This window comes from Holdemania massiliensis AP2 (assembly GCF_000327285.1).
In the GTDB taxonomy this organism is placed as follows: domain Bacteria; phylum Bacillota_I; class Bacilli_A; order Erysipelotrichales; family Erysipelotrichaceae; genus Holdemania; species Holdemania massiliensis.
In genome coordinates this window covers 114012-127650 of record NZ_HE998572.1, presented here as the reverse complement: position 1 = coordinate 127650, position 13639 = coordinate 114012, and the positions used below count along the sequence as shown (strand labels likewise).

9 protein-coding genes are annotated in these 13639 nt (G+C 34.0%); 8 read left to right on the top strand and 1 reads right to left on the bottom strand.

The window, feature by feature from the left end; translation table 11 throughout:
* The first annotated feature begins 85 nt into the window (after positions 1–85).
* The 8 genes from BN162_RS17005 (at position 86) to BN162_RS16970 (ending at position 10690) form a co-directional block, all read left to right on the top strand.
* The gene (locus BN162_RS17005; RefSeq protein WP_020226339.1) at positions 86–2014 is read left to right on the top strand and encodes a phospholipid carrier-dependent glycosyltransferase; all 1929 of its coding nucleotides are present in this window, start codon (positions 86–88) and stop codon (positions 2012–2014) included.
* Between the two features lie 12 nt (positions 2015–2026).
* Positions 2027–3754 (top strand): hypothetical protein, encoded by a 1728-nt coding sequence (locus BN162_RS17000; protein WP_020226338.1) that lies wholly within the window; start codon positions 2027–2029, stop codon positions 3752–3754.
* Between the two features lie 24 nt (positions 3755–3778).
* Positions 3779–4231 carry a DUF2383 domain-containing protein gene (locus BN162_RS16995; RefSeq protein ID WP_081587996.1) on the top strand — a complete coding sequence of 151 codons (453 nt, stop codon included), beginning with the start codon at positions 3779–3781 and terminating at the stop codon, positions 4229–4231.
* Between the two features lie 107 nt (positions 4232–4338).
* Positions 4339–4749, top strand: coding sequence for a GtrA family protein (locus BN162_RS16990; protein WP_040452451.1), 411 nt, complete (start codon positions 4339–4341; stop codon positions 4747–4749).
* 89 nt (positions 4750–4838) lie between these two features.
* The gene (locus BN162_RS16985; protein ID WP_020226335.1) at positions 4839–6914 is read left to right on the top strand and encodes a DUF6077 domain-containing protein; all 2076 of its coding nucleotides are present in this window, start codon (positions 4839–4841) and stop codon (positions 6912–6914) included.
* Positions 6911–8578 (top strand): 6-pyruvoyl-tetrahydropterin synthase-related protein, encoded by a 1668-nt coding sequence (locus BN162_RS16980; protein WP_020226334.1) that lies wholly within the window; start codon positions 6911–6913, stop codon positions 8576–8578. The genes BN162_RS16985 and BN162_RS16980 overlap by 4 nt, the downstream gene beginning before the upstream one ends.
* Positions 8579–8768: 190 nt before the next feature.
* On the top strand, positions 8769–9731 hold the full coding sequence (locus tag BN162_RS16975) for a glycosyltransferase family 2 protein (RefSeq protein ID WP_020226333.1): 963 nt from the start codon (positions 8769–8771) through the stop codon (positions 9729–9731).
* Complete coding sequence (locus BN162_RS16970) at positions 9728–10690, top strand: glycerophosphodiester phosphodiesterase family protein (protein ID WP_020226332.1); 963 nt, start codon at positions 9728–9730, stop codon at positions 10688–10690. The genes BN162_RS16975 and BN162_RS16970 overlap by 4 nt, the downstream gene beginning before the upstream one ends.
* Positions 10691–11589: 899 nt before the next feature.
* Here the strand turns inward: BN162_RS16970 and BN162_RS16965 are convergent.
* Positions 11590–13470 (bottom strand): LTA synthase family protein, encoded by a 1881-nt coding sequence (locus tag BN162_RS16965; RefSeq protein WP_020226331.1) that lies wholly within the window; start codon positions 13468–13470, stop codon positions 11590–11592.
* Between the last annotated feature and the right edge of the window lie 169 nt (positions 13471–13639).

The window sequence follows — 13639 nt, the reverse complement described above, 5'->3', positions numbered from 1 at the left end:
AAGTTGTAAAATAATTGTAATAAGGTACTGAGTAGAAAGCATGAGATGAATCTGCTATACTATTAATCAAAAGGAGTCCTCTGTCATGTTTAAAGAGATAAGTTTATCACTTTTTCATAATCAAGAATTAATTAGTTTACTTTTGGTTGAAAGCATTATTCTGTTTGGTTCTTATGTGCTATACAAGAAATTGAAACCTAGTAATAAGATCGTAAGCGATTCGAGCGATAAAAAGTTTAAGGATCTGCATTGGACGAAACTTGACAGTTTAATTTGCGGCACGATCACAGTCCTGTTCCTCGTCGTTGCCTTGTGGCAGTTAGGTGATTGGCAATTACCCCAGACACGCTGGCAGCCGGATCAAGCCAATGACTCTTTCATTTTGGAAGTGACGGATGGCAGCAGTGCTTTTGATACGATCTATTTACTATCTGGAGAAGGGAATAATAACGCGTTAAGCAGCGGATATCAGCTTGGTTTAAAGAATGTGTTAATCGAAGGATCGAATGATTTATCTTCCTGGGATAAGATCACACAAATTGATAACAGCAGTTATTTGCAATGGAAAAAAATAGAGGGCCAGTGGAATTACCGTTATCTTCGCATAACTGCGGGAGAAAAAAATAACGTAATTAATGAAATTGGTTTAAAACGTGCAGGATTTGATGAATTTTTACCCTTAGCAGTTTATTCCAGTGATCTTGAAAGTACTTATGATCCACAATGGGTTATTGACGAGCAGTCGATGCTAAAAATTGATCCGTTATATTTAAATGAAACTTACTTTGACGAGATTTATCATGTAAGAAACGCTCAGGAAATTGCGGAAGGACAAGTTTTATATGCTTTTGTCCATCCGCTTTTGGGAACCCAAGTGATAGCGTTCTTTATCAAACTGCTTGGCAACAATCCGTTTGCATGGCGGATCGGCGGAGTTTTATTCAGTGCCGCGATGATTCCACTAATCTATGATCTTTGCCGAAGATTGTTTAAGAAAACATTTTATGCTGCGTTAGGTGCAATTTTCCTGGCTTGCGATTTTATGCATCTAACGACAGCGCGAATTGCAACCTTAGAACCTTTCTCTGTGTTCTTTATTTTGCTGATGACTTATTTCATGATCCGTTATTGGAGGATGAGTTTTTATGAAGATGATTTCAAAAAAACATTGGGTTTATTGGCTGCTGCTGGAATCAGTATGGGAATTGGAATCGCGGTTAAATGGACTGGTGTATATGCAGGAATTGGATTGGCCGTTCTTTTTTTCAGCAGCTTGATTCAGCGGTATTGTGAATATCAGCGAGCGAAGAAAAGCAAGGAGCCAACTATAGAGGAAAAGCACAGAATAGAAGTCTTTCCACGATATTGCTGGATTACTCTACTTTGGTGCTGTTTGTGGTTTGTGCTTGTTCCGTTAATAATTTATGCGCTATCCTATTTGCCTTGTATACTTTATCGTGGAGAAGGCTGGAGTCTAAGCGGAGTTTTCAAGCAGACAATGGGGATGTATAATTACCACGCGAATCTGGATGCGACTCACCCATTCCAATCGGTATGGTGGCAATGGATCCTGGATGCCCGTCCAATTTGGTATTATCATCACATCAGTCAAAACGTTGTTTATACAATATCCGCTTTTGGTCATCCGCTCCTCTGGTGGTCGGGATTGGTGGCGATCTTCTTTTGCGCTTATCAGTTAATTAAGAATAAGTCGAAGATGGCAGGAATGATCTTAGTATGCTACCTGGCTCAGCTCATTCCTTGGATGTTGGTTACCCGCTGTGTATTCATTTATCACTATTATCCATCTGTCCCTTTTTTGATCATTGCACTTGTATATGGTTTGAAATGTTTAGTGGAGAAGGATGTCCGATATGAAAAGCGCATAAGGATTTTTACGCTTGTTTGTATTTTGCTTTTTGTTTTATTCCTGCCAGCAACGGCGGGGTTTGGAACAACGCAGACCTATATTGATGGATTTATGCGCTGGTTTCCGAGCTGGTATTTTGGGTAAGGGGGATATATGATGAAGCGAAAACAATGGTTGCTTTTTGCCCTGTTCTGTTTTGGCATAGCCCTGATCTCGTTGGCCCCTTATTGGTTTCATGGCGTAAATTTAGAACATGACACATGTTTTCATTTAAGCCGAATTGAAGGCTTGGCACAGAGTTTTAAAGAAGGCGTTTTTTTGCCGAGGATTTATCCCTACAAGAATAACAATTTTGGCTATGCCAGCCCACTCTTTTATAGTGATTTTTTCCTGGTACTACCTGCTTTGCTCTATAATGCCGGCTTAAGTCTGGCGCGCAGTTATCAATTCCTGTTGTTGCTTTGCGGTTTCTTTTCAGCAGGATTTATGGGAATTTTGACAATGAAGATTAGTAAGCGACAATTGGCAGCATACTTTTCTTCCTTTCTTTATATTTTCTCGCTTTATCGATTGACGGATATTTACGTACGTGGAGCATTGGGGGAAGTATTGGCCTTTGTCTTTATGCCAGTGGCTTTAATCGGTATCTATGAAGTCCTTTGGGCTGATAATAAAAAGTGGCCGTGGCTGGCAGCAGGATATTCGGGGCTGTTGCTCTCCCATACTATTTCCTTTTATTTAATGGTTTTGAGCTTTGGCGTGTTTATTCTCTTTCGTCATCATGAACTAAGTCAGCAAAAGCACAGAATTGTTGCAATTGTCAAAGCAGTATTGTGGTCGCTTGGTTTGTGTTCTTTTTATCTTTGGCCCATGTTGGAACAAATAACCAGTCAGGAATTATATTTGCATTATTATGCAGGAAGCTCCGACTTAGCAGCTACAGCCCTGAATGCTTGGCAGTATACTGAAATGACAATGAATTTTGCGGTTTCCAGTGTTTTCAATGAGCCGGGTCAGGCATTAAGCACGAATTTAGGGCTTTTAATTCTCGTACTGCCCTTGCTTGGAATTTTTCTGTTTGACCAGAAGAAAACGGAAGAAAGGAAGTTCCTCTGTTTGCTTTGCGGTTTAGGCTATTTTTGCTATTTTCTATGCAGTCGATTATTTCCCTGGGAATATTTTGCATGGATGAGGATCATTCAATTCCCATGGCGTTTGATGAGCCTTGCGGATTTATTTTTATGTCCTGTTGCTGCGGTAATCACTGTTCGTTTCTTTAATAAAAGAAGTTCAGCGGTGATCTCTGTTTTGATGATTGCTGGAGCAGGGCTCGGTCTGATCCGAATCTTGCCAGTGATTGAGCGGCCAATTGTATTCGGCATTGATATGCCGTATGAGTCGTTAATTGATGGTACTTTACTGGATCCTTATTATGGTGATTCCTTTTACGTTAGGCCGGAAATTGCGGGAGCGGATTATCTGCCTGCAGCGCAGACGGATTATAGAACGGCCTCGCGCTGTGTGACTGTTGATCACCAGGAAATTGCCTGTTTGCTGGAAAAAAAGGGTATCCAAACAAGCTTTGAAATCACCAATGTTCAAGCGAATGCCAAATTGTTAGTTCCTATGACTTATTATAAAGGGTATTCGGCATATGCCATAGATAACAGCGGAAATAAAGTTCATCTCATTTTAACGAAAAATAAAGATCTTGGACTGATTGAAGTCAACAATAACAATGTAACCTCTGGGAAAATTGTTGTCATTTATTCCGGAACAGGAATTCAAAAAGTTTCAGCCCTGATTTCGTTGTTAACCTGCTGTTTGTGGATATTTAAGCAATTACCGATAGGAAAAAGGATAGAATCATTTCAAAATGGGTAATACTATTTCCAGAGGTGAGTGAAAATGAATTCTATGGATAGTGAAATCGTAAAAGATTTAAACGAATTATTAAGAGGATGTCATATGGGCGCTTCTACTTTTAAGGAATATCTAGTTGAAGCACAATCGGAGAAACTAAGAGAAACCCTGAAGCATTCATTAGATGTCTTTCAAAAGCATGAAACAGAACTGACGAGTCGGATTAATTCCTATGGAGAAAATGCGGCAGATTCTACTGGAATTATGGCAATGATGTCTGAAATGGCGGAAAAAATTAAAACCATGATGGCAGATAGTGATGAAGAAATTTTGAATCAGTCAATCAAAGCTATGGATATGGGATTAAAAGCTTGTCATGATTTTACGGACAAGCATAAACAGGTCCCAGAAGAATTGATGTTTGTGATTCATGACTTAGAGGCTGATTACAAGAAAGTCTATCGTGATCTTACTGAATTAAAACTGAATAATTACTAAGGACTTGTTTGCTTATCGCATTCAAGCCTTTTTATTTGAATTTTAAGAGAGCTTTCTAAGCTAAAATATGATAAACTAGATAAGGTTAATGAGTTAAGGAGTTCAATATGATTGAAAAAATTAAAGATAAATTTCTAAGTAAGAGTTTTTTGTCATTTGCGTTTATCGGGGCGTTCAATACTATTTTATCGCAAATATTATATATGATTTTCGTTAGCTTCAGTATTGCAGTATCTACTTCAAGCTTGCTTGGGGATGTCGTTCCAATGTTCTTTTCGTACTTTTTGAATATGCGCTTTACTTATCATGAAAAGCCAAATTGGAAAAGCTTTATTTCTTTTCCAATCAGTTATCTTCCAGGAATCATAATTAATATGGTGATGACAGTGATTTTCGTAAATTGGTTAGGCGTTGACAAGCTGTTTGCCAAAGCCTTTGCCTTGCCGCTGACCATTCCAATTAATTATTTAACGATGTCGTTGATTGTAAAATTAACATCCAACAAAGATAAAAAATGAGCAAAATCAGGCCGGTTCCAGTGTTTTCTGGGCCGGCTTTTATAGAAAGTACCATTAATCTATGATATGATTTACAAGGTGATTGGAATATGATTAAAATACTATTAGCGGTGATGCTAGTTATATTCTGCAGTGCGGGCTATGGCTTGTTGGCAGAAAAAATGTTAAAACTGAAGCCTTCAGGCTTTACTGCCCCGCTGGGCTTTGTTCTCTTACTATGTACGCTGCAGTTGTGTTACTATCCTGTTCAGTTCTTTAACGGCTCTGTTTATTGGATCTATGCGAGCAGCTATCTTATTTTAGGCTGCTTGATCGTTTATTCTTTATTTCATATTCGAGAATTATTTAAACGCTATTGGCACTGGAATCTATGTTGGATTCTTGTGTCGTTTCTTGTCTTTGTAGCTGTGTTCTATCACTTGTTTATTGATATCGGTTTTTCTGATTCGCCAATGTACCTGAATTATATTGCCCAGAATATTGATAATCAGCATTTGAATTTGTTTAACTTGTATTCAGGACAAATTGGGGCAGAATGGGATGCATTATATTTGTTTCAAGGATATTATCATTTTGGCACATTCTTATGTCATGCGATTAATGTTCCTTCGACGTTGTTGGGGATTGGTGGTCAAATTGATAATATTGTAATTTCAACATGGGGATTAGGAATGATTTACTCTCTAATATCCTCGATGTTGATTGCTAATTTTGCGGAAGGATTAAAGATCAAACAAAAAAGTGTAAAATATGTACTGATCGCTTTTACTTTGTTTTTCAGTAATTTCTATTATTGGCGTGTTGCTTTTGCGTTTTATGGCAACACATACCGCACTTTACTTGCAGCGTATTTAATTTATACGGCCTATTGTTGGCTGCGGGATAAAGAAGAACCTTTGAAGTATGTTATGATGTTCATTGTTGGTGCTGGATTGGCTTGTTCTTCTTCATATCTGTTTATTTCCTTTGCGATTTTATTCAGCCTGGCAGCTTACCTTTTTGTGAGTCAGAAAACAAATGCATTTGTTGATATGTCCATTATTGTCCTGCCTATGGCTGTTTATGCCGTAGCGATGTTTAGTCGGAATAAAGAAGTACCCTGGATTGCTCCGACAATAGCAATTGTTTTCATCGCCTATTATAGTTTGCGATTTACTAAGCTGATGAAGAGAATCATTGAGAAAATTGAGGAATTCTTTTTTAGATATGGCAAATTTATTTTCTTTGTTCTTATTCCAATACTCATGATGTTATTTTCAGCATATGTTAATTTCTTTAAGCCTGATTACTTATATGACTACGCGTATTATTTTAATAACCATCAAGATTATGATATGGTTAAAGATTATTATTTTATTTATTCCCATGCTTTTGATAACATTTTGAATGTAATACGCTGGTTCGGAGTAATATTGATTCTTTGGAAAGCACATTCTGAAGAGCAAAAGTATATAAAATCATTGTTTGTTATGATGCTTATTCTTTTCTTAAATCCTTTAGCAACGACAGCTGTGGCCTATTTGATAGCATCTAATGTTTTTTATCGAACTGTTGAAGTTTTATTTAATCCATTTACAGAGATGTTGATTATTTTGGCTGTTATACAATGGCTGGAACAGCGTGAATGGTTAAAACAAGGCTTACTATTAATCCTTTGCGCTGAGATTCTTGTGGGCCATATTGCATCCTATTTAAATTCTGACTGGGGATTGTACACTTTCCATGTTAATGGCGGGAAAACAGTCAATCCAATTGTTAAAATCAGTGATGAAGAGATTGAGGCGATTCATATTCTTGAGAAATTAATTGAGCGGGATCAGGATCGATTTAATGAAGCACACCAGCCAACAATTATTTCTCATGCAGAGGGAGTAAGAACTTTCCTGCCTAATGTATATCAGATTTTTACAGCAAGAGATTATTATTATATCTGGAATCGTGTTGATTGGATTTTCTATGATCTCGCTCGCAGGCATTATGATTGGGAAGATCCGGCTACGGAAGATTATGCTCGATCTTGTGGCTATTTAGATTATTATGATGTTGATTATCTAATTGTTCAGTATTGGGAAAACCCTGAGTTCGATGAAGCAACGGAGGCTTGCTCGATAACAGAAGTGACGACATCAAAGTTTAAACTGAAAAGTGTGAAAAAAACATCATGAAGAAAAAAATGCTAATATTATTATTTATCTTGTTCATAACATTGATATTTTGTTTGCCTCTATTTACTTCTGTTTCACTGTATACTGGACATGATACAGATTATCATATAGCAAGAATCTATTCTCTGGCACAGGCAATTAGATATCACGATTATTTTCCTTCGTTATTTTACAATCAATGTTATGGTTATGGCTATGCTTCACCTTTGTTTTATTCAAATTTTTTAATATATATACCATCCTTCTTGAATGTGCTAGGATTAAATATAACTATTAGTTATAAAGTGTTACTGCTTTTATGTGTGATGATTTCTGCGCTTTTTATGTTTATGTGCTCTTATAAAATATTTAATAGTTTATTGAGTGGTGCAATTTCTAGCACTTTATATATTTTTTCCGGTTACTATATAACAGATGTTTTTTATAGAGGGGCCTTAGGTGAAGTGTTCGCTTTTGCAATAGTTCCAATTATTATACTGGGTGCTTACTATTTAATAGAAAAAAATGATAATCCGTGGCTATTGCTCAGCATTGGTTTTTCTCTTTTGCTCTTGACTCATAATATAAGTTTTTTCTTAATTTGTATAGCTTTTGGAATCTATATAATGCTAAATCTAAAAAAAATGAATGTAGAAAAGTGGAAAAGCTTATTTAAAGCTATAGTATTGGCTTTAGGATTGACGGCTTTTTTCCTCTTTCCAATGATAGAGCAATTACAGTTAGGAATATATAGAGTTTCCACATATTTTTTTGATGATAGTTTCATTAATAGTCTACTTTCTTTATCGCAAATTATAGATATTCGTTCAGGAACAGGTTTAATTTGGGGTGAAAAAAACAATGCAATTAATATGAGCATTGGTATCATCCAAATTTTAGTAGTCATTATATCTCTATTTTTAATGAAAAAGAATCCTAAAGTTCTTATTTGTTCTTTTAGCGTCATTCTGATAATTTTGATGACATCAAATATATTTCCCTGGAGAATTATGCCTAGACCTAATTTTATACAATTTAGCTGTCGATTATTAATTATAGCAATACCAATTTGCGCATTAATTGGAGGTGCTGTATGCAAAGGAAGGAAAAGAATTACTATTCTTTTGATGTTTCTTTGTGTTACATTTGGATTAATTCATATCGTACCTGTTGTATCTTTATCTAAGATCAATGAGACTAATTTAAGAACGTTAGATCTATATTATTATGGTAGAGGTGATCAGCTTAGTAAAGAAATATGGGCTTTAGGAGCTCTAGACTATATGCCATCAAGTATTTATACTGAGATAGAAAGTAGAGAAAAATGCATATTTATAAGCAATGATCGAAAAATTACAAATTTTGAACAGGGATATAATTTACTGAGTTTTACAGATAGTAGTGAAGCAATTGTTGAATATGTGGTTCCTTTAATTTATTATAAAGGATATAAAATTCTTCAAGAGTACAATGGTATAAAACTAGAAATTGTTGCTTATCCAAGTGAAGAAGGATATATTGCTTTTCAAAACAGACAAACAAAAATTGATGTCCAATACACTATCAAATATGAAGACACTTTTGTGCAAAAAGTTAGTAAAATGATTTCTATATTCTGTCTGTTAATTGTATTAGTTTTAGGTTATAATAAAAATAAATTACAGTTTAAGAGGGAAAAAATATGAATAATGTATTCTTAATACTAGTTAGCCACTTGATTGATAATTATGTGTTATTCATAGAATAAATAGAACTTATCGCTGTTATTAAAAACAGTTTGATAAATTGTATATAATTTGTATTAATAGAAAGGAAAGATATATTATAAACTGTGTGTAAAACAGTCAATTATAGTATATTGGTGAATAAATATTTATGAATACTAATCAAAAAGTTGCTGTTCTTGTACCTTGTTATAATGAAGAACTAACAGTAAGCAAAGTTATTAATGATTTTAAACGAGAACTACCCAAAGCAGATATTTATGTCTATGATAATAATTCCAAAGATAAAACTGTAGAATTAGCGAAGGCAGCAGGTGCTGACGTACGCAAGGAAACAAAGCAGGGAAAAGGCAATGTAGTGCGCACTATGTTTAAAGAAATTGACGCGGATGTTTATATTCTTGTTGATGGAGATGACACTTACCCTGCAGAAGAAGTTGGGAAGTTGATAAAGCCAGTGTTAGATGGAGAAGCTGATATGGTTATTGGAGACAGGTTATCCAACGGTACTTATTTTGCGGAGAATAAAAGAGGATTTCATGGATTTGGTAATCATTTAGTAAGAAACTTAATTAATTGGCTTTTTAAGAGTGATATAAGAGATATTATGACGGGATATCGCGCATATAGCAGGCGTTTTGTTAAGAATATGCCGATTATGAGTGCTGGTTTTCAAATAGAAACAGAAATGACTATTTTCTCTTTAGTGTATAGAATGAAGATTGTTGAAATACCTATTACGTATCGTGACCGACCTGAGGGAAGTGAATCAAAGTTGAATACTTTTTCAGATGGGTTCAAAGTTCTTATGACATTATTTGATCTATTTAAGAACTACAGACCAATGCTTTTTTTCAGCGGTTTGTGTTTTCTATTCTTGTTGCTAGGAATTATCGTTGGTATCCCCGTGATTGTTGAGTTTATAAAAACTGCTTACATAACCAAAGTACCCAGTGCAGTGCTTGCGGCGGCTTTATTTATTATAGCCTTTTTATTGTTTTTTGTCGGTGTTATATTAGATGCGATAAAAAATCAGTCTTGTATTTTATTTGAAAATCAGCTTAATCAATTTGAATATCATGAAGCTGAGAAGAATCGAGGGATTAAGAAGTGAAAAAATTATTTGTAGCTTTAGTTATTGCATTAGCTATTTGTGCATTAGGTGGTTTTGGAATTCTTATCTATCAAAGAATTTTAAGTGCTCCAGACAATGAGCTGAGCAAAGTTGATATTCCATTAGAAACGCCAGTACCATTAATCATTACTTCTATACCTGGAGAACTTATCGAGGATTGGAATCACACTTATAGAGTTATGGCTCATGCCCTTGGCGGAATTGATAATTATGATTATACAAATTCATTAGAAGCGTTTTATCAGAATTATAATGCTGGAACTAGGTTATTTGAGATAGACTTGGATACAACCTCTGATGGAGATATTTGTTTAATTCATACTTGGGAAGACTTCCGTAATAAATTAACAGATATAGGTGGAGATTGGCCAATGTCGACGGAAGAATTTAAACAAGCAAAAATTCACGGGAAATATACAACGGTGATGTTTAAGGATCTTCTTGAACTAATGGAAGAGATACCTGATTTTTATATTATAATCGACTCGAAGACATTTGATATTGAAGGGTCTGAAGTCATGTACAATCGAATGATGGATGAAGTTAATACAGTAAATCCAGAGTTAGTTAAGCGTATTGTTCCACAGGCATATACACCGGATATGTATGATTTTCTGAATGAAAATTATGATTTTGATAAGATTATATTTACTCTTTATCACTATTATGTAGATTCAGATGGACAGAAAATTTATGCGTTCGTAAAAGATCGTAAGGTTCCGGTTGTAGTTATGCATATGGATAATGAATGGGCTACTAAAGTGATTACAGACATCTACGCTTATGCAGAAATGCAAGAATATGAAGATGAGTTTACAATTTACATCCATACTGTAAATAAGATTGACAAGGCCTTGGAAATTATTAACAATAATCACTTTTTTGGAGTTTATTCGGACTATATTAGTGAAAATGAATTGAATGAAAACTTGAAGTAAGGAACAAAACGGATTCTCTGTTTCTAGTTCCTTGTCAAAAAGGAAAGTTAAATCTTAACTAAGTAAATAGTCTATCTGCCAAATCGAAATTAATTTGGCGGACGTTTTTGTTAAGTGGTGTTTTGACCCTATATTCAGATGGTTAGGCAGCTTTCACTGGGTGTAAGAAGTATCTATCTAGTGAACAGTTGCAGACTAGTTATATACCCGTAATAACTGACATAAAGCAACTTTTATAGAACAGATTGAGAGTGTTTTTCTCGACGAAAAAATTTGAAGTATCAGTTAATAGCTAAACTAAGAGACTCTTCGTCAGATATTGGATACCTGTATTATAATCCACGATTCTTTTGTTGAACCACTACCTATGCAATGTCATGCCATAAACATGGATTACTCTAGGCTTTGTTCTAGAAGCTTGGTTAAGAAGACCTGATGATGTATTGGTGTGATATGTAAAAATCAGTCTTACTTCTATATTTTCAGTCATGGCATTGGTGAATCTTCTTAATGCCAACTTGTCATCATTTCAACCGAAATAACAAGCTGGTAAAAACCTCTTGTTAAGTGGCCAATTCGACTGATTTTTATTGGCATTATACATTCTAATCCAGCCATTGTTTTATTATGTAGATAGATTTTCTAAAGGGTCTTTTCCTTTAAAATACATTCTGATGAACTTATATCATACTCTGCTATATGAGTAGGATTTCATGTAACATTAATTCTGCTTGTTGGTTTTGAGTACCATAAGCAACAATAAAAAATATTCAACTGAGTGTTTTTCAGATACATAATCGCTTTTAAGTCGTTTGATTATTTACCTTATCTACTCTAGTGGGATCATATCAGATACTCAATAAATATTTTACTTTTTGATTTACTAATCATTATCTATATTATTTAGAATCAGAGAAATAATCAGTAGTTAATATACTTTGGCTAATTTGGATTTCTTCAAATACTTGATCATTTATCTCATTAATTTCTTGATCAGTAATTGAGGGGTCTAACTTTATTACAGAACCTTTTGTTGCGTTAAAATAAGCTCTGTCGTTTAGCCAAGAATGATCTTCAAATATAACTAAACCATCTTTTTGAGATAAGGCATCTCTCCCAGTAATAAGATGACCATCTAGATTAATATCAAATAGATTACATAAAGTGGGCATAATATCATAAGTTGATGTTACTTTTTCAATAGTTGTACTTTCTGTTAATTCAGGAGTCCATATAATGAAAGGAACTCTGTAAATTTCATAATCATTTTTAAGATTAGTGAATAATTCTTTTGTTGCTGATTTCGTCAATCCATAAGGGTAATGATCACCATACAATGCTATAACAGTATTCTCAAGTTGTCCCGTATTTCTAAGTTTTTCTATTAAAGCTTCTAAACCGGTGTCCAGAGTCTTTTGTGCAGCCAAGTAACAAAGTGCTTCTGTAGAATATTTTTCACCTGCTTCACCATGCAAGACAATCGTCTGCCATAGGTCATATTCTAATTCATAGCGCTCTCTGACATAAGGAACGTGTCCAGAAACACTAATGAAGAAATCGAAGAAAGGTTCAGATGCATTTTCATTAGTAGCATCTATTGCTTTAGTAAATAATTCTCGGTCATGAATCCAGTTATAAGCTTCTACAAATTCAGGTTTTTTTTCTAAGTTTAAATCAAGCCAATCGTATAAATAGGTAAAACCATAAGTGTAATGTAAAGTCTCACGATTGTAGAACTCTTTTTTAAAGGAATGAAATGAGTTAGCGGAATAACCGATTTCTCGAAACAATTGCGGAAGTGCATTTGGGAAGGTGTTTTCATAGAAATCATAAGCTAACGGACCGTTTTCAATAGATGGAATTTGAGACATTAAACTTATGAACTCACTGTCAGCAGTTGCGGATTGATATACAGGAGCATAATGATTATTAAAATTGATTCCTTGAGTTTGCATCATATAAAGTGTTGGAGTAAGGTCTTCGTCTACGACGATATTTGATAATGACTCACAAAGTATAAGTATCAAATTTTTTCCTTTAAACAATCCAGTATATTCATTAGTTTCAGAAGTATATCCATGTTCTTCAATATAAAGATCAATTAATGCTTTTTCTTCATCTGCATTGGAAACTTTGTTACTCAATGTCAACTGGGCATCTTTTATTGTATATGAGTATAAACCCAAACGTTCAACCGCTCTAACTTTATTATATAGAGTTTCATATAAGTAAGCATCACTTTCACTTTTTTTAGAAGCATTAGGATAATTCGAAAAAGTTAATATCAAACAAACAGTACTCAAAATTGAAATAAAAACAAAGCTAGATATTTTAATAATAGGTTTATATTTTATTTGTTTACCTTTAATGCAGTTGCTAAGAATAAAAAGAATTACAGGAATAAAATAAATAAATAAATCTAAGGTTATCTTGCCTGTTGCTTCATTCTTCACTTGGAAAAACTCTTTCAAGATACTTGCCTTTGAAAAAGAGAAAAATGTCGTAAAATAATTGTAATGAAGATTTTGACAAAAACATAGTAAACTAAGAATTAAGAGAATTAAAGAACCTATTACAAGCCGAGTCTTTTTCCCTAATAGGAAAAGAAATGAACTTAAGAATAATCCGATAAAAATATTTACAAAAATAAGCCTGGAATTGGTAGTGGTAAAAGCTAGCTGTGATCGAAAATAATAGTCAAAAAATAATATAGAAAAGAAAAATATTAAGACATCTATATTACTTACTAATTGTTTTCTGATTTTTTTTGTCACTTTCATAATTTATCACCTGGTTATTATTATAAGCAAAATTTTACATAAATCAAAGTAAGTTATAGAAAAAATGAACTAAATTAGAATGTCAAATGTGATAAACAAAGTTTTGCGATAGTTTAATTCTAAATTTTAGGCTATAATTAGATCTGGAATCATATAGCAATTGTGCTTT

Coding starts and splice junctions, on each gene's coding strand:
- BN162_RS16965 (WP_020226331.1), bottom strand. CDS start 13,470: ATGAAAGTGACAAAAAAAATCAGAAAACAATTAGTAAGTAATATAGAT.
- BN162_RS17005 (WP_020226339.1), top strand. CDS start 86: ATGTTTAAAGAGATAAGTTTATCACTTTTTCATAATCAAGAATTAATT.
- BN162_RS16980 (WP_020226334.1), top strand. CDS start 6,911: ATGAAGAAAAAAATGCTAATATTATTATTTATCTTGTTCATAACATTG.
- BN162_RS16990 (WP_040452451.1), top strand. CDS start 4,339: ATGATTGAAAAAATTAAAGATAAATTTCTAAGTAAGAGTTTTTTGTCA.
- BN162_RS17000 (WP_020226338.1), top strand. CDS start 2,027: ATGAAGCGAAAACAATGGTTGCTTTTTGCCCTGTTCTGTTTTGGCATA.
- BN162_RS16975 (WP_020226333.1), top strand. CDS start 8,769: ATGAATACTAATCAAAAAGTTGCTGTTCTTGTACCTTGTTATAATGAA.
- BN162_RS16995 (WP_081587996.1), top strand. CDS start 3,779: ATGAATTCTATGGATAGTGAAATCGTAAAAGATTTAAACGAATTATTA.
- BN162_RS16985 (WP_020226335.1), top strand. CDS start 4,839: ATGATTAAAATACTATTAGCGGTGATGCTAGTTATATTCTGCAGTGCG.